General features: G+C 42.4%; 23 protein-coding genes. 5 read left to right on the top strand and 18 right to left on the bottom strand.

What is annotated here, in order from left to right; translation table 11 throughout:
• Positions 1–30 precede the first annotated feature (30 nt).
• The 8 genes from tsaA to ACQCT5_RS04295 all read right to left on the bottom strand — a co-directional run bounded on the left by tsaA (position 31) and on the right by ACQCT5_RS04295 (position 6007).
• A complete protein-coding gene (gene tsaA, locus ACQCT5_RS04330) occupies positions 31–486 on the bottom strand; it encodes a tRNA (N6-threonylcarbamoyladenosine(37)-N6)-methyltransferase TrmO (RefSeq protein WP_499639369.1) in 456 nt (151 codons plus the stop codon).
• A gap of 36 nt (positions 487–522) precedes the next feature.
• On the bottom strand, positions 523–1017 hold the full coding sequence (locus ACQCT5_RS04325) for a hypothetical protein (protein WP_499639367.1): 495 nt from the start codon (positions 1015–1017) through the stop codon (positions 523–525).
• Positions 1014–2498: an FAD-binding protein gene (locus ACQCT5_RS04320; RefSeq protein WP_499639365.1), complete on the bottom strand. Its 1485-nt coding sequence runs from the start codon at positions 2496–2498 to the stop codon at positions 1014–1016. The genes ACQCT5_RS04325 and ACQCT5_RS04320 overlap by 4 nt, the downstream gene beginning before the upstream one ends.
• Positions 2499–2632: 134 nt before the next feature.
• A complete protein-coding gene (locus ACQCT5_RS04315) occupies positions 2633–3025 on the bottom strand; it encodes an SRPBCC domain-containing protein (RefSeq protein WP_499639363.1) in 393 nt (130 codons plus the stop codon).
• A gap of 20 nt (positions 3026–3045) precedes the next feature.
• Positions 3046–3492: an SRPBCC family protein gene (locus ACQCT5_RS04310; RefSeq protein ID WP_499639361.1), complete on the bottom strand. Its 447-nt coding sequence runs from the start codon at positions 3490–3492 to the stop codon at positions 3046–3048.
• Positions 3476–3799: an ArsR/SmtB family transcription factor gene (locus tag ACQCT5_RS04305; protein ID WP_499639359.1), complete on the bottom strand. Its 324-nt coding sequence runs from the start codon at positions 3797–3799 to the stop codon at positions 3476–3478. The genes ACQCT5_RS04310 and ACQCT5_RS04305 overlap by 17 nt, the downstream gene beginning before the upstream one ends.
• 232 nt (positions 3800–4031) lie before the next feature.
• A complete protein-coding gene (locus ACQCT5_RS04300; protein ID WP_499639357.1) occupies positions 4032–5033 on the bottom strand; it encodes a DUF3231 family protein in 1002 nt (333 codons plus the stop codon).
• A 77-nt stretch (positions 5034–5110) separates the two neighbouring features.
• Complete coding sequence (locus ACQCT5_RS04295) at positions 5111–6007, bottom strand: aminoglycoside phosphotransferase family protein (RefSeq protein WP_499639356.1); 897 nt, start codon at positions 6005–6007, stop codon at positions 5111–5113.
• Positions 6008–6157: 150 nt separating this feature from the next.
• Here ACQCT5_RS04295 and yxiS point away from each other — a divergent pair, with 150 nt between their 5' ends.
• Positions 6158–6460, top strand: coding sequence for a protein YxiS (gene yxiS, locus ACQCT5_RS04290; protein ID WP_499639354.1), 303 nt, complete (start codon positions 6158–6160; stop codon positions 6458–6460).
• A 123-nt stretch (positions 6461–6583) separates the two neighbouring features.
• On the opposite strand, the gene ACQCT5_RS04285 is transcribed toward yxiS, so the two are convergent.
• Together ACQCT5_RS04285 and ACQCT5_RS04280 are read right to left on the bottom strand one after the other, a co-directional pair.
• On the bottom strand, positions 6584–7846 hold the full coding sequence (locus tag ACQCT5_RS04285) for an MFS transporter (RefSeq protein WP_499639972.1): 1263 nt from the start codon (positions 7844–7846) through the stop codon (positions 6584–6586).
• Positions 7847–7940: 94 nt separating this feature from the next.
• On the bottom strand, positions 7941–9101 hold the full coding sequence (locus ACQCT5_RS04280) for a GNAT family N-acetyltransferase (protein ID WP_499639352.1): 1161 nt from the start codon (positions 9099–9101) through the stop codon (positions 7941–7943).
• Positions 9102–9286: 185 nt separating this feature from the next.
• On the opposite strand from ACQCT5_RS04280, the gene ACQCT5_RS04275 reads away from it, so the two are divergent.
• The gene (locus ACQCT5_RS04275; protein WP_499639350.1) at positions 9287–9949 is read left to right on the top strand and encodes a hypothetical protein; all 663 of its coding nucleotides are present in this window, start codon (positions 9287–9289) and stop codon (positions 9947–9949) included.
• A 20-nt stretch (positions 9950–9969) separates the two neighbouring features.
• On the opposite strand, the gene ACQCT5_RS04270 is transcribed toward ACQCT5_RS04275, so the two are convergent.
• Positions 9970–10500, bottom strand: a complete 531-nt coding sequence (locus ACQCT5_RS04270) for a GNAT family N-acetyltransferase (RefSeq protein WP_499639348.1) — start codon at positions 10498–10500, stop codon at positions 9970–9972.
• Positions 10501–10680: 180 nt separating this feature from the next.
• Between ACQCT5_RS04270 and ACQCT5_RS04265 the strand changes: the two genes are divergently transcribed.
• Positions 10681–11391 carry a vanadium-dependent haloperoxidase gene (locus ACQCT5_RS04265; RefSeq protein ID WP_499639347.1) on the top strand — a complete coding sequence of 237 codons (711 nt, stop codon included), beginning with the start codon at positions 10681–10683 and terminating at the stop codon, positions 11389–11391.
• 298 nt (positions 11392–11689) lie between these two features.
• Here the strand turns inward: ACQCT5_RS04265 and spoIIP are convergent, their stop codons facing one another.
• The 7 genes from spoIIP to ACQCT5_RS04230 all read right to left on the bottom strand — a co-directional run bounded on the left by spoIIP (position 11690) and on the right by ACQCT5_RS04230 (position 17778).
• The gene (gene spoIIP / locus ACQCT5_RS04260) at positions 11690–12724 is read right to left on the bottom strand and encodes a stage II sporulation protein P (RefSeq protein ID WP_499639345.1); all 1035 of its coding nucleotides are present in this window, start codon (positions 12722–12724) and stop codon (positions 11690–11692) included.
• 602 nt (positions 12725–13326) lie between these two features.
• The gene (locus ACQCT5_RS04255; RefSeq protein ID WP_499639343.1) at positions 13327–13620 is read right to left on the bottom strand and encodes a hypothetical protein; all 294 of its coding nucleotides are present in this window, start codon (positions 13618–13620) and stop codon (positions 13327–13329) included.
• Positions 13621–13742: 122 nt separating this feature from the next.
• Entirely contained in the window at positions 13743–13925 is a 183-nt protein-coding gene (locus tag ACQCT5_RS04250) for a hypothetical protein (RefSeq protein ID WP_499639341.1), read from the bottom strand.
• Between the two features lie 317 nt (positions 13926–14242).
• Positions 14243–14479 carry a DUF3977 family protein gene (locus tag ACQCT5_RS04245; RefSeq protein ID WP_499639339.1) on the bottom strand — a complete coding sequence of 79 codons (237 nt, stop codon included), beginning with the start codon at positions 14477–14479 and terminating at the stop codon, positions 14243–14245.
• Between the two features lie 48 nt (positions 14480–14527).
• Positions 14528–15190 (bottom strand): HAD family hydrolase, encoded by a 663-nt coding sequence (locus tag ACQCT5_RS04240; protein ID WP_499639970.1) that lies wholly within the window; start codon positions 15188–15190, stop codon positions 14528–14530.
• Entirely contained in the window at positions 15184–16053 is an 870-nt protein-coding gene (locus ACQCT5_RS04235) for a hypothetical protein (RefSeq protein WP_499639338.1), read from the bottom strand. Before ACQCT5_RS04235 ends, ACQCT5_RS04240 begins: the two co-directional genes overlap by 7 nt.
• Before the next feature lie 15 nt (positions 16054–16068).
• Positions 16069–17778, bottom strand: a complete 1710-nt coding sequence (locus ACQCT5_RS04230; RefSeq protein ID WP_499639337.1) for an FAD-binding dehydrogenase — start codon at positions 17776–17778, stop codon at positions 16069–16071.
• Positions 17779–17995: 217 nt separating this feature from the next.
• Between ACQCT5_RS04230 and ACQCT5_RS04225 the strand changes: the two genes are divergently transcribed.
• The gene (locus ACQCT5_RS04225; protein WP_499639335.1) at positions 17996–18928 is read left to right on the top strand and encodes an ABC transporter ATP-binding protein; all 933 of its coding nucleotides are present in this window, start codon (positions 17996–17998) and stop codon (positions 18926–18928) included.
• A 1-nt stretch (position 18929) separates the two neighbouring features.
• Positions 18930–20051 carry an ABC transporter permease gene (locus ACQCT5_RS04220; RefSeq protein ID WP_499639333.1) on the top strand — a complete coding sequence of 374 codons (1122 nt, stop codon included), beginning with the start codon at positions 18930–18932 and terminating at the stop codon, positions 20049–20051.
• Positions 20052–20126 lie beyond the last annotated feature (75 nt).

Raw genomic sequence — 20126 nt, 5'->3', positions numbered from 1 at the left:
ACTATCACTATCCCATCAAATTCATCACCATCACCAATAATTCCTCATGATCTCATCCACCCAGGCAGGCTGCTGCACTTGCTCTTTTGGTAAAAACTCCTTCATCACAGGCTTGATATCAATAACCGGTGTTCCGTCTATGCAATCCATACCAGCTACCACGAGTATTCTTCCCTCCCGTTTCAAAAGCTTTACCGTTGTGAGTCCTATGCGGTTCGGCCTGTTCTTTCCTCGCTGGGCAAAGATACCGACCTTGGGGAGCATCTCGTCATTTCTAGGATGCCTTGCTCCAGCAATGATTTTTTCTTCATCCACTTTATGAAAGTGGAAAAGTACCTCCAGATGGGAAAACTCCTCTATCCCGTCCAAGGCATCAGGCGGGAAAACATCATCCAGAATGATCCTCGTTTCAATTCCGGCCCAATTGTCGTCCTCAATTACTACTCTATCGTTTTTTGCAATACCGATTGGTTTTACCACCATCATATCTATCAGTCTCCTATTTCAATGGATTGCTCTATATCATCTTTTTTTTCGGAAAATCTCTCCTATAGCACAAACCAGCAACAAACATCCAAATAAATTCAGGAAAAAACTTGGCGACAGGACATGAACAAGCGACAGCCCTATCATTGCACACCCAACAAGTAAATAATGATGCACCGCATGCAGATGATATTCCTTCTGCTCTATATGCCAGGCTCGGAAATATCCTTGCAGGAAACCCAATAAAACTTGGATCACCAGTACCACATAGGGTAGGGAGTCAAACGGGGTATGGATAATGCCCACCCCGAGATAAACCGCTGCCATCCCCGCGTATATGAGAAATATAAGAGATCGCTGCTTGTTCTTTTTCGTCTGATAAACCCGGTATCCCCATGCTGCTGCAAAGGAGAACATGGCAAAGAACCAAGCAAAAAGGGTATACGTCAAGGAGGCTTCTTTCAGCCAAATGATGTAATAAGGCAAGATGGCAACCTGCCCCACCGTTACATATAGGGGGCTATTTTTCATGATGTGGTCCCTTCTTTTAGATAGTAGTCATAAAATAGGTTCTGGAAGACTTCATTCGGATCTCTCCGCATTTTCTCCTCCTGTAACTCTTCCCAAGCAGGATAAGACTCCCTGAACTGCTCCTTCGTCTGATAGCGGTAATAAGGAAGGTAATAGGTCCCGCCATGCTCGAGAGTCAGATCTGTCCAATTCTGTATGATCCTTTTAGCACCCTCGATCTCTTCTTCCTTCAAACCATGCTGAATGAGAATCACCAGTCCAAGCATATCCTCTGTCGCATAGTTCAATGCTGTCACATCGTCTTTTGAAGCATAGCGGACAGTGATGTTGTGCACTTTAAAGTCCTCCTTGCTGTCATTGGAATCGAGCAATTCTTTCAGATCCTGAAGGTACTCTTCATAGGAATCGACAGGAACAAAATATTCCTGCAGCACCTCAACACGTCCAGGCGTGGTATATTCCATAAAGGTTGATTCGGAACGCATCACGTTATTTCTTGTAATCTTTCTTCCGTCAATGGAACCGATATAATGCCTTTGCGATTCCCAGAACAGGTCCTCGAGTTTGCCGCCTTTCCGGCCAATATCCAGCGCAAGCTTACTTATGCGAATTCCTTGTTCATTTTTTAAAGGTGTATCCTTGTCAGTCTCTCCTGTGTAGTCATAGTTGATGGCATACATTTCCTCGAGGAACGTTCCTGGTGCAACACTGACCCTCGCGTAGTGCAAAGCGGTCTTATCATCGGCCATTAACTTTTTAAAATAATCTTCATACTCCTCGGTTTTCAATTCCTCCGTCTGGATGGTATAGACTTCATTGTCCGTCAATTCCAATGTGACATCTAAAATGATTCCGAATAATCCATATCCCCCGAATACATACTTCATCCATTCTTCCGACTCATCCCTCGTCACTGAAATGATTTCACCAGTCGGGGTGAGCAGGGTCATTTCCTTTACCGTCCCAGCCATCGGGCCAAATCGGATATCCCTACCGTGGGCATTAACAGACAGGGAGCCCCCGATTGTAAAAATGGATTGAGACTGTGTAACCTTTAGCGCAAGTCCATATGGTGTAATGGCTTCCTGGACATCCTCCCAAGAAGCTCCAGCCTCAATCCGGATCGTCTTGCTCTCTTCATCAATTTCCAGAATTTTATCCATGGTGCGCATATCCAGCACGACACCATCTTTATAGTAGGTATGGCCGCCCTGTGAATGCTGCAGTCCAGCAAGAGAGATTTTGTATCCCTTCTCATTTGCCTCTTTGATGATTTTCTGCAAGTCCGAGCGGTTTTCCGCCTCCATTACTCGTTCGACTCTCTCCGGAAGCAGTCCAGTATAATCCGTTGCGAGATTGCTTTGGGTAATCCCATATTTTCTTTTTTCTATTGGAATATTCCATAAGATCAAACTTAGGAATATCACGACCAATATTCCAAGGAACCATGGCCTTTTCGTCACTTTCGTTATTGACTGCATACCAACACCTACATGTAATATTTTTGTAATATTTATCTATTACTTTTTAATTCACCAGAATAACGCTATATCCTCTTTTTACTAAAAAAAGCGCTTTCCCAGTTAGAGAAAGAGCTAATTTATTACTAAATATATTATTCACTTACATATTTTTCTAGTGGTAACCAGTAGTTCTCTTTCCATCCTAATTTAAGATGTTCTCCTTGTCCTGCAGGAAAACCAATATGATCAAAAATTAGAAGTGTTTCATTTCCTTGTTGTTGGAACTCAAACTTTACGATGGAGTAAACTCCAGGATCCCAGTTTCCAGCTCTCCAGGCTTGAACGACTCGTTCATTTGGAACAAGCTCAATCATTCTTCCTTCAATCATGCCACCGAATAGTGAGAAAGAGCCTCCTGCTTCTGCTTGAATATCAGTAGGTGCACCCCCTGTTACTTCACTGAACTGTTTGGAATCTGTCAGTGCCTGGTATAAAGTATTTCGGTTTGTTTTAAAAGTAATTTCTTCATTAATAGTAATTGTCATTTCTCTTCCCTCCAAGAATATTATTTCTTTATTGACCAAGGATCAGTTCCTATGTCGATTCCTTCAACCAAGAGTTTGATTCGGTCCATATAGTGCGTCCAGCCGTTATTATTGGACGTGACTTTTTCACTCGGTATGTCATAATGGTTCAGCTTTAACAGTGTCCCATTCTGTTTAGGAGTTAAGAGAAATTCAACAGTACTTGAACCTGGAGGCATAAGTTCTGAGCCTTCCCATCCCCATGTCAACACAATTTTTTCATTGGGGATGATTTCTTTGTACTCTCCTAAAGCAATGTTTTCCCCATTAATATCAATACGATATTTTCCGCCGATTTTTGGCTCAAGCAGAATCTGTCTGCCCATCCATTGGACCATCTTTTCAGGATGGATGAAAAAACCGAAAAGTGTTTCGGGACTGCATTCAATAAATATTTCTTTCCTAAGGGTCTCAGTCGTTGGACTCATGTTTCCTCCTTTCTTCCTCCTCTGCAGCTTCCTTCAAACGAAGCAAGCTGTCGTCCCAGAATTGGTCAACAAATTGTTTTAATTCACCAAAACCTTCCCTTCTTATTCGATAGTAACGTTTTGTTCCTGCCTTTCGAACTATTACAAGACCTGATTGCTCTAATACTTTCAAATGCTGTGATATTGCAGGAGCTGAAAAACTAAAATTCTTTGCAATTTCACTTGACGTTAGCTCTCCATTACGTAAAAGATCTAAAATTTCACGACGAGTAGGTACGGTTAATGAGTGTATGATTTGTTCTATCATAACACTAATTTAGCATAAGCTTAATTAAGTGTCAACTTAATTAAAGTGGTCAATTCAACTTAAGTGGATTTTCACGATGGGGAACAAAAAGAATCCATGTTGAACAAAAAATGCACAACATGGATATCAGATTAGGTGACGGCTTTTGAGATTTCACGGTTGAAACTATAAAATATTACTTCATTAAAACCTGACTGGCAGGGCAATACGCTAAAAAACACTTTCTGTACCGTCAATTTTTGGCCAAGCCTTTATGGTCAGTAGCGGCCGGTGGCTGTTCCATCCAACCATTATTTATTAATAGATTCGCACCATCTTCCGCTAACAAACCCATTTCGCCTATCATTCCTGCATAACCGGCTGCCAAATCCCTTCTTTGACTTACGGATAAAGCTTCACCGTAATAACCAATTGCAGAAGAAAGCAAGGTTGAAATGTGGTACAGCATAAGCTTGTCGGAAAATGGGGAGACGGTAGAATCAGTTACTTCTGTCTCTAGTATCTTTGGGACATGCAAATTGTCCTCTCTCAACATAGTGGAAAGGGTATCAAAATGCTTTTGGCAAAGTTCTCTGGCCCTTACCATGTATTCTCGTACTTCTTTTGATTGTGCGACTTGAGCAAAACCTAATTCCATTACCATCTTGGCCATTGTTTTCTGCAAATTCAGGTAGGTACCACTGATTTCCACAGCGTTGATAGGTCTTCGATTACCAAACCAACCTGTTAAGAAATTTTGTTTCTTAACAAAATCAACTTTGTATTGATTGTTTAATACAGGCGGTTTTGTAACGATTCCTTTTGACAACATGACCTTTGTTGCTCTTGCATAGAGTTCCATGGTATCGGAAGTGCATTCGGTAAGGTATTTTATATAGTCTTCCCTATGTGAACTGCTTACTGCACCAGAATATCTTGTCATCCCATGGATAGCCATAACTTGTATATATACAATCATATATGTATCAGTAAATAGTCGGGGCGCATCTACTTTGACATCTTTTTCAGTAAACCCAATAGGGATAGGCAGGCTTTCCTGAGTTAAAAATTGTTTTATCTTTTTCAGGTGACTTTCTGATAACTGAAGGGCATACCTGAGTATATCCCCTATACTTTCATCCTCAACATGATGGATAAAATGGCGAAGAATACAGCGTGCCAAACTATCATTTATATATTGCGACCAAATTATACCAAGTTCCGATGCAGTGCTTTTATATTTATGGTTATCCATCGTTAACCCTCCCACAGATACTTTCGAAAGTAGTTTAACCGTGAGTTGGTATATTAATACTTTTCTTACAAATTGTATTAAACATACCACTTGGGGATTAATCGGTTGAAGTTATCATGATCGCTCAGCACATTCATGGAATAACGATAAAGAACCTCATACTGTTCCGGTCCCATTTTCATGCCCCAGACAATGGCTGACACGACATGCATCGCACTGTATAAGTTGTAAAGCTCCCAAAATTCCTGGGTCACCCCTCCAACTTCATGATACCCATCGACAACACCTTTAGTAAAAGGGACACTCACACGCTTGGAGAAGAATCCGAGCTTTTGCAAATCATGAATCGGATCTCCCCAATCCATTTTTTGAAAATCGATGATTCCTGCAAATGTCTTGTTATGTATGACAAGGTTGGATGGATGGAAATCATCATGTTGAAATCGATTTGGGCGCTCCTTCATTAAATGTTCATTTTTTAGGATGTAGCTTTCAAGCAATCCCTTCAGACTTTCGTCTATATCTATCTCCTTCAGTTCTTCTATGTATTTATCGCTTTTTTTCTTTTTAAGGATATGCCAGGGTTCATAGTCATTTGGCGCCTCAAGTTCATGCAGCTTTTTCAATTCCCTTCCAGAGTCAAATCCGGCATAGTACTGCTCTTTTTCCGTTAACCCTTTCATGGCTAATTCCGCATCTTCTCCCGGCAGGTAGGTGAGGATCATATATGCTTTATCAAGCTCCTCCAAAGTATTGAACTCTACTCCAGCAGGAACATAATTCGAATAAGCTGAGAGGGCATGGATTGTATCGTATTCGATTTCTCTTTTTTTCACTTCCTCAATCGGAAACAATCTCAAAAGGTATTTATTATCAATAATATACTTCTTGTCGAAGGAAAAACCCTTTTTTAGCTCCACAATGCTTTTTGCATTTTTTAGATACGTAATCTTTTCTTTAATTTGGATATCCATTGAATTTCCCACCTTTTCTCAATTACCTCCTTTTCATTTTACAACACGGGGACAGATTCCGTGTCCCATTTATTTAATAAGGTGGGACAAGGGACCTGTCTCTCCCCCATGCTATAATGGTTGTAGCATTTTACAAAGGAGTAATGGCAGATGGATAAAAAAGAAGTCGAAAAAAGAATTGTAGAAAACTATCAAAAAGAAGAAAACATGATGATCCTTGTGTTTGCACAGTGGTGCATCAACCATGACCTGGATCCTGTAGCACTTTACACGAAAGCCTACCCGAATCAGGGGAATAACCCTGCTCTATTACAGGCACTGGAGCTAACCGTTTCGAAGGAAGAAGCTGGGGAGATAAGCAACGAGACACTTTTAGGTGTGTTATCGCTGTTTGGCAATGATGACCTGGCGTTAATGGTGAGTGAAGAGATGGAGAGCTTGAAAAAGAATTGAGTAAAATGAAAAGGCGACATCCCGATTAATGGATGTCGCCTGCTTTATTTGTTATGTCACCATTCGTGCCGTCGCTCAGCGAAAAAAGAGAGTGAGGCGGTAAGAAAGCCACTGTTTCGTAGTTTATTCCGATTTAGCTATTTTCCGCGACCATATCACCACAGGAACAAGTAGAAGCGCTAGAAATCCTCCAGCAAGTGAGAGTGTCGCATAACTCGATTGAGCTACAACCATTCCTGAAAGCGCTCCACCAGACGCGCCCGACAATGCAATCAGGACATCCACCGATCCTTGTGTCTTCGCCCTTGTTGATGGAGTGGTGGAATCAATGATAGTTGCGGTTCCACTGATCAGGCCAAAGTTCCAACCCAGACCAAGCAGGGCAAGAGCGATGATAATCCCAATCAGGCTGTCAGCTGGTACATATGCAGCTACGAGACCTGAAAGAAGCAGTGTACCTCCCGCAGCGATGGTCATTGCGGTACGTCCCACCTTATCCACCAGCATACCTGTGACCAATGACGGCAGATACATGGCGCCAACGTGGATGCCAATGACAAGACCCACATCACTTAATCCGTGACCATGATGCCCCATATGTATGGGAGTCATGGTCATGATGGCAACCATCACCACCTGGGTCAGGATCATAACGGAAGCTCCTACTACAACTCCTCTATTGGATGAAGGGAGAATAGTAGTTTCAGAGTTATTTGCCGTATTTCTTCTGTTCCATTCCTCCAACTTTTTAGCAATTAAAAATGGATCTGGTCGAAGAAAAGCCAGCAAAATAAGACCGGCTATCATAAAAGCTGCTGCGGCTAAAATAAACGGACCTGCCAACGGAGGAATGCCAATGGAAGATGCGAAATCACCCATTACCCCTACCAGGTTCGGTCCAGCCACGGCACCCAATGTCGTAGAAACCAGTGCTATACTGACCGCTGTTGCTCTCTGTTTGGAGTTTGCAAGATCCGTCCCGGCATAACGGGCCTGAAGATTAGTGGCTGTCCCTGCACCATAAATGAAAAATGATGCAAAAAGCAGCGGGACATTACTTGTTATGGCTGCCAGTACGACCCCTATCGCACCGAGGCCCCCGGTTAAGAATCCAGCTGCAAGCCCGGATCTTCGCCCGAATTTTTGAGAAAGTCTCCCTACTACTAGTGCCGACCCTGCTGAGCCCAATGTAAATAGAGCAACCGGAACTCCCGAATAAGCATCCGTCCCTAACATATCAAGTGCCAGAAGCGCCCCCACAGTTATCCCTGCGGCAAGACCCGCTCCGCCGAAAATCTGCGAAAGCACCACAATGAAGAGTGTCTTTCTGTACAATCCCGCTAGTTTCTCTGGAGAACTTTTATATGGATAAATCTCTTCATCCATTTCCCCCTCCAGTGCATTAGAATCGTCTAACGTTTGTTTGTTTAACATGATGTAAGCCGCCTTTCGGGGACAGGTCCCGTGTCCCGATTATAAATCAAAAGAAATCATAAAAGAATGAAGGACGGTTTGGTAAAAGGCTTTCCAATCTTTCAATATCTTCTATTCTTCCTTCCAATAATTCTAATTCGTACAACTCCATAGGGCGTTTATACCCGAAAAGAATGGTAGACAATGAGTTTATATCTATTTTTAAAATTGAACCATCTTCTATCCTACCATGGGTGTCAATCACTGTTACTTCACCATTTTTCAAGGAAAATAGTTTTTCATTCCAACTCGCATATGGATCCGATATCTGCAACACAACCTCTGTGTCATTCCACTGAAACTCGTAATCTTTTAGAAACTTTTCAGCATCTACAATCCTCACCATAAAGTATGGTGCTATCTCTGCCTTCACATTCGGTTCCTGGAGGGAGAATAAGAGTGGGTCTTTTTCCTGCAGGATCATTTCCACCTGATCGAGCATCGAATCGTGCTGGCAGATGAAATTCCATAGACCTTTCCTTGCTTCCGAAGTAAGTGCGACAAACTCTTCCACTTTCATTTTTGAATCCTTGATGGAATAGAGGATATACCCTATTGGCTGCTGACTCTTATTATAGTAGATTGCAGTGGATTCCCCGTCACATATGTTTTTCCACCAAGATTCCTCTCGGACTAGCATTCCAGAGAATCGAGTGGCAAATTGAGAATAGACTTCGTTCAAATCTTGATAGTTGTGATCCATAATGGAACGCTTGACACTACCAGGAACTAGCCCCTGCATTACCAGATCCGCTCTTGTTAGGGTACATTTGACTCGATTCGTCAAAAGCTCCCATCCATACTTCCTGTAAAACGAAATTTTAAACGGATGAAGCATGGAAACAAGGTATCCCTCTTCCTTCATCTGTTCCAACGATTGTTTCATCAAGTCTTTTACAAAGCCTTTGCGGCGATACTCTGGATAAGTGGCAACACCCGCTATGCCACCCATTTTCCACTTCTGCTCACCTGTATGTACTTCCAAAGGGATAAGGTGCAGCTTTGCAGCAAGCTGCTCATCCTCAAATATCCCAAGTATGGAATGCTTCTTCACCTGCTCCATCCGTTTCGGGATGTCCGCTTCCGGGACCTTATATTGAAAAGCATATTCTGATAATGCGATTGCTTCCTTGAAATGTTTTTCTTTTAATTGAACTATTTTATTCATAATGTTTTCCTCCTTATGTGCCCTAATCTCGCAAGTTATTTCTATTGAATAATTTTTCATTCTTCCCTCTCAAGCCAAGATATTTCATTTTGAAAGTGGGCAAACTTTAATGAAAATATCGAAAGATTGGGGAGAATTCTATCAAAAAGCAACTATTCATCTTCATAGCGCTCCTGTTTCTTTTCGTGCAATTAGAACGCCCGCACATAACTGCCGCATCCAACCTAAACGAGCCGAAAGAAAAGATGATCGGTTCTATACCAGAAATCAACCTTACATTATATGCTCAGGAAAGAGATGGCGAACTAGTGAATTTCCGTCTTGTTGTGAATGGCGGAACAAAGTATTTCCCCTATTGGCGGAATGTAGCCAATGAAACATACGCTCCACAACTCTTTTATCAGGATATTAATAATGACGGAAAAAAAGACTTAATCATCGTACTCACCCAAGGTTATGGTACAGGTATTTTAGAGCAAAACGTACATGTCCTTCACCAAACGCAAACCAATGTGGGAGAGACGTATAGAGAAATAATCGTAGATGATCCAAGGACGATCTTACTAAGAAATGTCAAAACCAAGTTGACTAAATCCGAAGCTATCATCAGCATCCGTAATAGAAAAAAGATATATAACATTGAAAAAATCGTGACAGGACCAGAAGGCTTATTTGCAGATATTGTGACTGATAATTTGATAAGCTTTGATGTGATAGGCAACCAGTTAACCGCGAAAATGGGAGCTCAGATCGGCCCAGGTAATTTTATCGGAAGTTTTTATATAACCTACGAATATAAAGATGGCTTCTATCAAATGAAGGACATCGAGTTTCGCTGGGGTGAGTAGGGACAAATCCCTTGTCCCACTCACCCTTCAAAAAAGGCACGCGGATATTCCACCACTCCAGAAACCCCATTCAACGAGTTTTCCTCCAGTTCCAATGCCATAAATACTTCATCCGGTACTTCAAAAGGAGCTTTTATACCCCATAACGAAGCAGGCTTGAATCTGAATTTAGGATAATAGGTTGGATGACCTAACACAATGACCGACTGAAAACCAGATTCTTTCGCCACCTTCAAAGCCTCATTCATTAACCGCGAACCGACTCCCTTGTTCTGATATTCCGGTAGTACGGAAACAGGAGCAAGGGCCAAGGATTCCGTACTGTCATCTTCCTTTTTGATTTTCAGTTTCGTCAAAAGGATATGACCTACAATCTCTTCATCTTCTGCAACCAAAGATAATTCAGGTACGAAGGCTTCAGACTTACGCAGCCGTTGCACTATTTCATGTTCGGTTTTATCGCTGATTTCCACGTTGGCAAAAGCTTTTTGGATCACTCTTTCCGTTAAGGGGTAATCGCTTGCGATCTCCTGTCTCACGTTTATAATCATTTCGACTTTCTCCTTATGTAAACTTACAAACTATTATTCAAGTATATCTTTCGCCAAAAACTTTCAGATTCCTCTATTTATCACGAAACTCAAAGGACCTGTCCCCTTGACTCTGATGACATATAAATCCGCTATCCATCATAAAGAATTAGAAGTAGATTCTGAAAGGAGCTGAAGCGGATGCGTTCCAATTATAGAAAATGGTCGGAGTACCCTTATCAGGGGGAGCAGGTTCCACCTAGAGGTGCACCGGAGTCAGGGTATTGGCCGATGTTTTTTTTCAGGAGGGAAAGTGCGAGCCGGTTTATCGACCCCTTTGGCAGACCGATTCATTGGCAGATAAATAATCCTCTAGACATCAATTGGGAATCCGAACTGCAGCTGGTGGAACAAACCAGATACGCTATCACACCCCAACAGATTCAAAGTGCACAATATTGGGCAACTGGTGAACTGACATCCAGGTTCAGCAGGTTGATCTATGAACTAGGTACCAAGTATCAAAAAGGCTCTCCGACTATTGCGAGAATGCAGGGGTTCTATCAAGCTGCCATAAACGATGTTTTTGTTATCTGCTGGTATTTGAAATATAACTGGGATGTTGCACGCCCGAATCAATATGGACGAAGCTTCGTGCCTATCCTCACCACTCCTCGATTCCCAGCCTATCCATCCGCCCATGCTGTAATTGCTGGAGCATCGGAAGTCATGATCAGCTACTTTTTCCCACTGGAAGCTGCTAATATTAAGGCTATCGTAGAGGAGACCGCTCTCTCCCGATTATATGCGGGTGTTCATTTTAAAGTGGATAATGATGAAGGTTTACGACTAGGACGGCAAATTGGTGGTTATGTGGTGGAGTTTATAAAGGCGCAGAATATTACCCTTTGATTGAAATATAAAAACTGTCAAAGAAGCAGAGTAATAGGGTTCTGCTTCTTTGTCATTTTAGGATGTTGACTCTCAACAGCCTGCCATCCACTTTTGTTGTCAGGTTATTCCACGATCCATTCAAACTATTGCTCTTCCCTTTTAAACTCTTCAAAAATTGAAATCGATGTAAGAATCATACCCGCTATGAAAACAGCGATTGTTGCAAGCCAATGGAAGAAGGTCATAGAAATGAGGGTGGATGCAAATGTAAAGAAAAGCCACCGGTAACTGTTTTTGATATACCTCATCCCCTCTTTTAAAATTGACCTGCATTCTTTTCTTCCCATACAAGCTTGCTGAATTCTTCCGCAAATACTTCTACCGCATTATTCAATTCCTCCAGATTGTTGTCCACTCCGCCAACTTCCAATAGAAGGGAGCGCTCTGAAAGATCCTGATTATAAATGCCGTCCCCTTTCGACTTATCTTTAATCAGTACCGCTCTGCAAAGTCCTGGATATTTTTTCTCGATTGCATAGTATATCTTGTCTGCAAACTCCAAGTTTTGTTCAAAGTTTGCATGGTCTTCTCCCACCACAAATAGTAATCTGGCGTACTTTTCCCCATTTATATTTATCGTGGTTTTTTCTTTTCTAACCGAATCCCTATGGATATCTATCACATACCTAACTTCCTTATTTGCTGACATTACCTCTTTCACCACTTCTCTTGAAAGCTGGTATGAATTATAGTAATTCCAGCCTCTAGCATGTAACTGCTCAGTCATATTGGAAGTGTTGTGCTGTGATTTTACCCCAGCACCCAATAGAGAATTCTTAAGCATATTTCCAACTGCGATTATATTTGCACTAGAATTGTTGCTAGTGGCTTCATCTGGATCTGATACCCCTTTTAGTAATGGTAAAAAGGACTCCCAGCTATGCGAATGATAGATATAAACCAATTCTTCCTCAAGCATTCTTTCAGGGGCGGGAGGAGTATTGATTTCATCTGCATCCAAGAGGGATTGTTCTGCAATTTCCCTCTCTTTTAAAAGCACTTCCATCGGGGCTGATGATTCATGGAGCAAATTGGTATAATCCGTCCCTTCACCTGCAATATGAATTTTATAATCATAGGCAAAAAAACCAGGAATCTCATTCCCCAAAAGGCTTCTGACATCATTCGGTTTAATATTTGTCGCTAATTGAAAGAGCATATTTCCTATGGGTATCTGTTTCACTTCCACATCATTCCCGACAAAATATTGGTTTTGACTTTGTAAAATTGCCAGAAAGAGATCTTCCACTTCAATATTCTTCATCCAATTGGTGATTATTTGAGAAGACATTCTGTTGGAAAAGACAGTACTAATAGAAGAAATGATAATGAATGCAATAAATATAGTTAGAAAGGTGCCATTCATATAAAAAACAACTATTTTCTTTGTGGAATGATTAGAACGATTAGTAGAGTTAATAGATACCCCCTCCTTCCATACCATTTATATTCCAATTAAAATGGTATAGAAGTGGAAAATGAATTTCTCTTTTTAATATTAAATATTATCTTGAAAAATGCTTTGGTGCTAATCTATCAAACTGACCCCACTACCCTCCATAATCTTCTCCGACTCCAACCGTGTCCATTCCTCTACAGACAGTTCCGGATGTTTGCTGATGAATTGTTGCATGATTTGAAAACCCAACCTAAAGTGGGACCACTGAGGAATACCCAGAGACGCATTCGGGGGAAAAAGTGTGGGTCATCAAGGTTGAAAGCGTGGTTATTGCCGTATATATATCTCTGTACTTAGGGGATTCAGTACGTGCAATAGAAAGCTATCATTTATATTGCCTGAATCCGTTTTCTGAGCTTGTATGTAATTCAAATACTGTTCATAATAAGGTATGATTTGAAACTAGTGACCTTCTTCAACCATCCTTTCCCCTTTCAATCTGTTTTTTCATCAAACCCTTTCCCCACGACCTTCTCCTTTTCTTCATCAAGATAGACAATCAGGTTTCCTGAATCAGCTGTCTCCGTATGATGAAACGTAACTGCGTACACTGTGTTTCCCAGATGTTCTTTTCCGAGACTTTCACCTATCTCATCGTCGACCACCAATCTCTGAACAGTGGAATCCTTTGGGCTGATCATCAACCTCTGCTCATCTTGTGACAGGCTGTTAAAGGCAACCATTTCAGCTGATGGCTTCCTTTCAACAGTAGAAAATTTGCCAAGCATGATTAGTAGAACTGCAATACATATAAAAAATATTCCAAAAAATGAGCGTAGACCTGAAATGGTTCTTAATAATACTACACACTCCTTTTTGTATTATTCTCGTTTTCTAGAATGAGACTCTATCAAGGCACAAAATGATTATTATTGGCCGGATTATGATGTTTCTGCGTTTCGTCTTTGACAGCCTCTATCTGATCCTTTGTTTTTCGATCATCATTTGACTTATATCGGTCCGTTCTTTTATCGATTATATAGCCCAAAAGCAAGAGTGCTGCGACAAAAAGAATCACAATTCCCCAAAACATCGGCATCTCCTCCTCCTTTATAGCTACTATATTCTACAAATGGCCAATAATTTCCTTTTCATTTGGTTTTTGACCAGGACACACCATAACAGAGTTTGCTTTACGATGAAAAATTTTAATTTACGATGAAAAACTCCTTGCTTATGCTGAAAAAAATCAATTTGCGCTTAAAAAACCTAAATTTACGGTGTAAAATCAGAATTTATGCACAAATCGCAATAATAGACACCGTTCGACACGCGTTACTCAAAGTCAGGGCGGAGTCCATTTTGACCCCCGCCCTTGACATACGCCTTTAAAATCCACTCTTTCTCTTCCTATCTACTTACCATCCCAATAATCACTTTTACTGCATTCCGATTTTTTCGTGCCAGTTTCAACCCATCGCTTGAGTCCAAAACGAATACCCGTTTCCCAATCCAGACCCTAAGGTATACCGACCGAATATTTATTGGACCTTTGATACCTTTTTCTTCATATTCGCTGCCATCTTCCAACTCTGTTTCTGTTCTAACAAGCCACTTATTCCCGATGCCAAATTCGAAGTATTTCACCTGCTGCCTCTTTTCTACTTTAAATGCCAGCATAGACCTTTTTCTATATTATAAGTTCACCGTGTCGTGCACTATATTCTTCAAATCCATCAAATCATCAATCACTACATCCGCTATAGCAAGCTCCTCTTTTTTGGCAAAGTCAAAATTGCATCCAATAGCTAAAAGTCCATTAGCTTTGGCAGCCTTGATGTCTGTCAGCCTGTCACCAACAACAGCCCCAGAAGTAATGGAATACTTATTCACAATACCTTTGACCAACTCGCCTTTATCCAATGAATCAATTTGCTGAATGCTGAAGGTTTCCGTTACCCATGTGTCAAGATGATAATATTCGACGATCGCTTTGAGATATTCGGTCAGTCCATTGCTCGCAATAAAGATGGCGTAGCCCTTATCTTTCAGGAAGGTTAATGCTTCCACAGCATTGGGGTACAGGGCTCCTTGTCCTTTCCGGATGTTTTCTATCAGTCTTTCGTGGAAAATTTTATTGGCACCTTCTCTAAGCTCAATGGAGTGCAACGGCATTAATGTTTCCCATACAATTTGTATCGGCACGCCCATGATTTCCCGGTATTTTTCAATCGGGGTTTCCGTGTCCCATTCCCCTGCTTGCCTTAAATGTTCAAATGTATCATCCAATGACAGCTCCAATATTTTATCTGTCTGGAATAGAGTTCCGTCCATATCAAAAATGATTGCTTTCAAGATTCAATCTCTCCTAACTTTTTATGAAGTATTTCTTTATAGTCTTCCTTATGCCAAATTGTCACGGCACCTATTTCACCGTACTCTTTTATCAGGTTTTCTACAAGCTTATAGCCAATATAATACGCAAGCCGTGTGTAGCCATAGTTTGTTCCACCATTAATGGAAAACCATTCTCTGAATATGTCGGTTGGTGGCAATGTGTTCAGGTCTTCTATTAAACTACCCTTAATGGCTGTGAAATGGATTTGAACAAAGTCCAACCACTCTAAATCTTCCTCAAAAGCAAAATATACATCCTCTCGTGCATCAACTGCCTGTTTGGAAAAATGGATTGCACACCCCTCCTGCAGCAGCCAAGTGTAGGGACTATTCCAATTTAATCTGCCCCAATCTATGCTTTCCTGGTCCGAGAGCAAATGATGTAAGGCATGACCAAATTCATGTGCAATAATACATTCCAGGTGCAATTCATTAGCCGATAGCTTTTCTAAACAGAAAGCAATTTCCGGGATTATTTGGCGATAGGTAAACGCATTTGATCCATAGATACCAACCAGGAGATGAACGTCTTTTATGAACTTGATATGATACCTTTCTTCATACTTTGTGGCAATCTCTTGGATCAATCGTGGCATCGACTCACTCATCATCTTTAAATCGGGTAGCTTTTCAAGATGCTTCGGAACTGCCACCTTCATTTTTTCATGCACATTTTTACAATGATACTTGAAATACTCTTCGAAATGAATGGAATGCTTCCTAAAATATTCATTAATATATACTTCAGTTGGTTCATAGTTTTTTAGGAAGTCTCGAGATGTGTTGTGAATGATCAGTACAATCTCCTCCCTTCTTTCAAACATGGATTCTCTTTAAATTTACAGTGACACTCGGTCTACATCATGTGTCACTTCGGAATTTTTACTTTCTGGGACAGAGGGACCTGTCCCTATCGCTCTTCCGGCTACTCTCCCCGAAAAGAGGCAGCCGCCAAGAAATGTGCCTTCCATTGCTCTGTATCCGTGGACTCCACCGCCGCCGAAGCCTGATACTTCGCCTGCTGCGTAGAGTCCTGGAACTATTTCTCCATCTTGGTTCAATACTCTGCCTGACAGGTCGGTTTGGATGCCGCCGAGTGTTTTGCGGCTGACGATGTTGAGGCGGACGGCGATCAACGGGCCGTTTTTCGGGTCCAGTATTTTATGTGGGGGAGCAACGCGAATCAGTTTGTCACCGAGATAGTTCCGTGCACCTCTGATTGCCGTTATTTGTAGGTCCTTGGTAAATTTGTTATCCATCTCCCTGTCGCGTGCTTTTATTTGTCTTTCAATAGTCGCATAGTCCAATAGTTTTTCTCCGGTCAGTTTGTTCATCCCTTCCACCAGTTCTGACAAACTATCGGCTACGATAAAATCTTCTCCTTTATCCATGAAAGCTTTTACCGGTGCCGGTGCTCCCGGGAGGACTCTGCTTAAAACTTTCTTGATGCTCTTCCCGGTCAGATCGGGATTCTGTTCAGAGCCTGAGAGCGCAAATTCTTTTTCGATAATTTTCTGGGTCAAAATGAACCACGAGTAGTCATAGCCAGTCTTCTGGATCGCATCCAGTGTCCCTAACGTATCAAATCCCGGGAAGTTTGGTACTGGTAGGCGCTGTCCTTTTGCATCAAACCACATGGAGGATGGACCAGGCAAGATCCGGATGCCATGCTGACTCCACACGGAATTCCAGTTTTTGATTCCTTCGGTGTAATGCCACATACGATCACGGTTTACGATCCTGCCCCCTGCTTCTTCTGAAATGGCAAGCATACGGCCATCCACATGCTCGGGCACCCCCGACAGCATTCGTTTAGGAGCCTCTCCCAAACGCTTTGGCCAGTTTTTCCTAATAAGTTCATGATTGCCTCCAATCCCTCCGCTCGAAACGAGTACAGCATTCCCCCGGTAGGAGAAGCTATCGACAACTTCCCTTGAGCTCTTCTCCCCGCGTGCAGCAGAACTAGGGACGAGAATATCCCCTTCCACTCCGACTACCACACCATTTTCCGTCATCAGCCGATTCACCCGATGACGAGGCCTGTATTCGACGAGGCCATTTTTCATGTGCTCCCTCACCCTTTTCTCAAATGGGGCCACAATCCCTGGTCCTGTTCCCCACACAATATGAAAACGGGGTACCGAGTTGCCATGCCCTTCAGCGAGGTATCCTCCCCGCTCTGCCCAACCGACCACCGGGAAGAAGCGAACTCCAAGTTTGGTGAGCCACTCACGTTTTTCCCCTGCTGCAAATTCCACATATGCCTTGGCCCATTTCCTTGCCCAGTAATCTTCATCCTCCAAACGGTCGAAACCGGCAGTCCCCAGCCAATCCTGCCAAGCTAGATCTTTTGAGTCCTTTATTCCCATTCGTCGCTGCTCAGGTGAATCCACCAGAAACAATCCTCCGAACGACCACCAGGCCTGTCCTCCGAATGAAGCTTCCGGCTCTTGATCCAACAGCATCACCTTTTTTCCCGAATCAGCTATCTCAGCTGTCGCGACAAGGCCTGCTAGTCCTGCGCCAATCACAATTGCATCCCATTCCATCTGCCATCCCCCTGTCTACTCTTTTTAACAAAAGATTCTGTTGTATCAATTCGACACCCAACGACATATACCCTTTTCACTCTAAACACCTCCATTTGTAAAATTTGATTTTTTAGCCATAACGGAAATATTGCTAAATATAATAGTAAATGTTAGGTCCAATCATGGACCACCTAATGGCTAGACTCATAGTTTCATGGAAAGCGAGGAGAATCCCATGACCACCGTTTTAGAGGTAAAAGAGCTCAAGAAATCATTTGGTACTATTCAAGCAGTACAGGATATTAGTTTCAAGGTGAATGCAGGCGAGGTGTTCACCATCATCGGACCGAATGGAGCGGGAAAGACAACCACACTTGAAATGATAGAGGGCCTTGTGACGCCAGATCATGGCCATATTCAATTTGGCGATCTGGATTGGAATAGGAATGCCAACGCCATCAAGATGATGATCGGGGTCCAACCGCAATCAAGCGCCATGTTCGATTTATTAACGCCCGAGGAAAACCTTGAGCTTTTTGCTACCTTTTATGGTAAAGCACATTCGACGGAAGATATCCTCGTTATGATCAATCTTACGGAGCATCGCCGTAATCGGGTGAAGAATCTTTCGGGAGGTCAAAGGCAACGTCTTGCCATCGGTCTTGCGATGATTAGCGATCCCGAGATCATTTTCCTTGATGAACCGACAACTGGCCTTGATCCACAGGCTCGCCGCAATATCTGGGATATCATCCTTCACTTGAAGTCACTTGGGAAAACCATTATATTAACAACGCATTATATGGAAGAAGCGGAGAAACTTAGTGACCGGGTTTGCATCGTGGACCAGGGTAGAATTATCACACTCGATTCCCCTGCTGCTCTCATTGAAAAGCTGACAGTAGAAAGAGAAGTGCGCTTATCCTTTCTTGACGGAGAAGAGGCTGCAAAAGAAGGGGAAGTATTTGCCAACAGTCTTTCATCCGTCTCGCGGACAGAGAGAGATGCGACCGCCTTAACACTCTGGACGCCAAAACCCGAGGACACCCTATATGACCTATTTAAATTTACAAAAGAACAAGAATATCAAATTGAACAGGTCTCCATACGTGAAATGAGCCTGGAAGATGTTTTTATCGCATTTACTGGCAAGGAATGGAGGGATTAGCATGAACAATTTCAAACAGTTCAAGAAAATGTTTGCCGCACAACTAAAGCTGACCCTTCGTGAAAAGCAGGCGTGGTTCTGGGGGATCTTTTTCCCTGTCATCTTGATGGTCGTCTTCATGGTCATTTTTACCGGAGACTCTGATGATGAATTCAACTCCAAGGTGGCAATTGTGAATGAACAGCCGAACCCAACTGCGGAAATGGTGCTGAATCAGATCAATCAACTTTCAGTCCTTGATGTGAAATCGGATGAACCCGTGAGCAGAGAGCAGGCGGAGGAATGGGTAAAAGAAAAAGAAGTGGATGCTGCCATTATCCTTCCGGAGACACAGGAAGCTACCTCCATCACCTTGATTGTGAACAAGGAAAACGAACAAGGTGTGACAGCTCAGGCGCTTTCGGGCATCCTAGATAAATTCATTCAGCAGGCAAATCTGTTTGTAGCCGGTGCCACCCCTACCTATGACATGAAGTTTGAAACTGTCACTTCAGGAAACACGGAACTGAGCTATACCGACTTTCTTCTGACAGGAATGATTGCACTGGCAATAGCTCAAGGTGGCATGTTCGGCATGATCGACCTGGTGGAAATGCGCCGGAAAGGCTTGATCAAAAGGCTGCGGATGACTCCTGCCAATATGGGGATTTTCGGACTTAGCGATATGACAATGCGACTCCTTTTCAGTATTGTGCAAATCATCCTGCTTTCGGTGATCGGCGTATTCATTTTTGGTGCAAATCTATATATCAACTTTCTCAGCCTTATCGTCGTGTTCCTGATTGGTGCGCTGGCATTTAATGCATTGGGATATTTCTTCTCCTCCTTTAGTAAAACAACGGAAGCTTACATGGGGATGGCCAATATCGTCAACTTCCTCATGATGTTCCTGAGCGGTGTCTTCTTCCCGATCGAAACCATGCCAACTTGGCTGCAGCCCCTGTCCAACGTCCTCCCGCTCACCCATTTTGCGGATGTGTTAAGGGAGAGTATGGCCTATGAAACCAGCATTTTCACAGGTACGCTCTGGCTTGGAATCGGAACATTGGTGCTTTGGGGTGTGGTTGCCTTTTCCATTGGATCCTTGCTGTATAAGAGAAAATCGATTGTATCTACTAGATGAGAAAAAAGGTACTCCCTGCTCAAAACAACGCAGGAGTACCTTTTTTTACATACTAGCAATTACAATTTCATGACT

Source organism: Sutcliffiella halmapala, assembly GCF_050107295.1.
In the GTDB taxonomy this organism is placed as follows: Bacteria; Bacillota; Bacilli; order Bacillales; family Bacillaceae_I; genus Sutcliffiella_A; species Sutcliffiella_A halmapala_A.
The sequence above is the reverse complement of the archived record's forward strand: the minus strand, read 5'-3'. Positions and strand labels throughout refer to the sequence as shown.

What these genes read in the sequence shown, in the direction of transcription:
- tsaA (WP_499639369.1), bottom strand. Translation starts at nt 486, where the DNA reads ATGATGGTGGTAAAACCAATCGGTATTGCAAAAAACGATAGAGTAGTA.
- ACQCT5_RS04325 (WP_499639367.1), bottom strand. Translation starts at nt 1,017, where the DNA reads ATGAAAAATAGCCCCCTATATGTAACGGTGGGGCAGGTTGCCATCTTG.
- ACQCT5_RS04320 (WP_499639365.1), bottom strand. Translation starts at nt 2,498, where the DNA reads ATGCAGTCAATAACGAAAGTGACGAAAAGGCCATGGTTCCTTGGAATA.
- ACQCT5_RS04315 (WP_499639363.1), bottom strand. Translation starts at nt 3,025, where the DNA reads ATGACAATTACTATTAATGAAGAAATTACTTTTAAAACAAACCGAAAT.
- ACQCT5_RS04310 (WP_499639361.1), bottom strand. Translation starts at nt 3,492, where the DNA reads ATGAGTCCAACGACTGAGACCCTTAGGAAAGAAATATTTATTGAATGC.
- ACQCT5_RS04305 (WP_499639359.1), bottom strand. Translation starts at nt 3,799, where the DNA reads ATGATAGAACAAATCATACACTCATTAACCGTACCTACTCGTCGTGAA.
- ACQCT5_RS04300 (WP_499639357.1), bottom strand. Translation starts at nt 5,033, where the DNA reads ATGGATAACCATAAATATAAAAGCACTGCATCGGAACTTGGTATAATT.
- ACQCT5_RS04295 (WP_499639356.1), bottom strand. Translation starts at nt 6,007, where the DNA reads ATGGATATCCAAATTAAAGAAAAGATTACGTATCTAAAAAATGCAAAA.
- yxiS (WP_499639354.1), top strand. Translation starts at nt 6,158, where the DNA reads ATGGATAAAAAAGAAGTCGAAAAAAGAATTGTAGAAAACTATCAAAAA.
- ACQCT5_RS04285 (WP_499639972.1), bottom strand. Translation starts at nt 7,846, where the DNA reads ATGGATGAAGAGATTTATCCATATAAAAGTTCTCCAGAGAAACTAGCG.
- ACQCT5_RS04280 (WP_499639352.1), bottom strand. Translation starts at nt 9,101, where the DNA reads ATGAATAAAATAGTTCAATTAAAAGAAAAACATTTCAAGGAAGCAATC.
- ACQCT5_RS04270 (WP_499639348.1), bottom strand. Translation starts at nt 10,500, where the DNA reads ATGATTATAAACGTGAGACAGGAGATCGCAAGCGATTACCCCTTAACG.
- ACQCT5_RS04265 (WP_499639347.1), top strand. Translation starts at nt 10,681, where the DNA reads ATGCGTTCCAATTATAGAAAATGGTCGGAGTACCCTTATCAGGGGGAG.
- spoIIP (WP_499639345.1), bottom strand. Translation starts at nt 12,724, where the DNA reads ATGTCTTCTCAAATAATCACCAATTGGATGAAGAATATTGAAGTGGAA.
- ACQCT5_RS04255 (WP_499639343.1), bottom strand. Translation starts at nt 13,620, where the DNA reads ATGCTTGGCAAATTTTCTACTGTTGAAAGGAAGCCATCAGCTGAAATG.
- ACQCT5_RS04250 (WP_499639341.1), bottom strand. Translation starts at nt 13,925, where the DNA reads ATGTTTTGGGGAATTGTGATTCTTTTTGTCGCAGCACTCTTGCTTTTG.
- ACQCT5_RS04235 (WP_499639338.1), bottom strand. Translation starts at nt 16,053, where the DNA reads ATGTTTGAAAGAAGGGAGGAGATTGTACTGATCATTCACAACACATCT.
- ACQCT5_RS04230 (WP_499639337.1), bottom strand. Translation starts at nt 17,778, where the DNA reads ATGGAATGGGATGCAATTGTGATTGGCGCAGGACTAGCAGGCCTTGTC.
- ACQCT5_RS04225 (WP_499639335.1), top strand. Translation starts at nt 17,996, where the DNA reads ATGACCACCGTTTTAGAGGTAAAAGAGCTCAAGAAATCATTTGGTACT.
- ACQCT5_RS04220 (WP_499639333.1), top strand. Translation starts at nt 18,930, where the DNA reads ATGAACAATTTCAAACAGTTCAAGAAAATGTTTGCCGCACAACTAAAG.